Source organism: Salegentibacter sediminis, from assembly GCF_002078605.1.
Taxonomy (GTDB): Bacteria; Bacteroidota; Bacteroidia; order Flavobacteriales; family Flavobacteriaceae; genus Salegentibacter; species Salegentibacter sediminis.
Window position 1 is genome coordinate 1 of the sequence record NZ_MSJR01000021.1, and the last position, 1,203, is coordinate 1,203.

Genomic DNA, 1,203 nt, shown 5'->3' on the forward strand with positions numbered 1-1,203 from the left:
GTAAGCTTCCCCTAATTAGAACTGCTTGATGGTATAAAATTATTGTTTTTAGTTTGATTTGTGGTTTCTAAGAGAGTATTAATTTTTGCATATTCTATAGGTGCCATTTTTCCTAAAGCATCATGGGGTCTTTGATGATTGTAATCATCCATCCAGATTTGTGTTTGTTCCCGTACCTGATCTAAGTCTTCAAAAATATATTTATTTAAAACTCCTCTTCTATAACTTCCGTTGAATCGTTCAATAAAAGCATTCTGGGTAGGTTTTCCTGGTTGGATATACTGGAAGTCTATTCCATGCATCTGACTCCACTCTGAAGCTATTTTAGCAATAAACTCTGGACCATTATCCATTCTTATCTTCTGAGGTTTGGTTCTTCGGTTAATTAAATGGTTTAATACCCAAATTACCCTATTGCTGGGCAAGGAAAAATCAACTTCTATATGAAGTGCTTCCCGGTTGTAATCATCAATAATGGTAAAGGCTCTAAACCTTCTCTTATTATCCAGAACATCTGTTACAAAATCCATACTCCAGGTATGGTTAAGGGTTTGAGGTACTTCTAAGGGTTCTTTTATTCTTGCTGGTAGTCTTTTCTTCACTTTACGCCTTAGGCTTAAACCAAGATTCTTATATACACGATAAACTCTTTTATGATTCCACGACTTGCCTTCTTTGCGTAGTCGCTCATAGGCCATCCAGAAGCCTTCTTCACTATATTTCTCTGCCTTCTGCTGTAAGGCTTCTTCTATAGGCTTATCATCTTTAGGGAGAGGAGTATAATAAAACACACTCTTGCTCATTTTTAAAACACGGCACGCCCTGCTTATACCGTAATGAGCAAGTTCTTTAGCTATTGTTCTCTTACGGCAAGGCTTTAAAGCTTTTTTTCGATGATCTCTTTGGCCATCTCGTGATCCAGAGAAAGGGTAGCATACATTTGCTTGAGCCGTCGGTTTTCTTCTTCGAGTTCCTTTAAGCGCTTCAGTTCTTTACCGTTCATGCCACTATAACGTTCACGCCATTTATAAAAGGCAGCGGTGCTAATACCATATTCACGACTGATCTCGGCAGCTGTTTTACCGTTATCGAATTCTTTGAGGATCTTAGAGATCTGCTGAGGGGAAAATTTACTTTTTTTCATACTGTTTAAAATTAAGAATTATTCTACTTTTAAACAGTTCGGTTTTAAGGGAAGCTTAC

General features: G+C 37.4%; 1 protein-coding gene. It reads right to left on the reverse strand.

Annotated elements, in window-relative coordinates; translation table 11 throughout:
• Positions 1-11 precede the first annotated feature (11 nt).
• Positions 12-1,144 (reverse strand): IS3 family transposase gene (locus BUW93_RS14825; RefSeq protein ID WP_110688307.1). Its coding sequence is split into 2 segments (ribosomal slippage): positions 12-883 and positions 883-1,144, totalling 1,134 coding nucleotides; the frame shifts between segments, so codons are not numbered across the junction.
• Between the last annotated feature and the right edge of the window lie 59 nt (positions 1,145-1,203).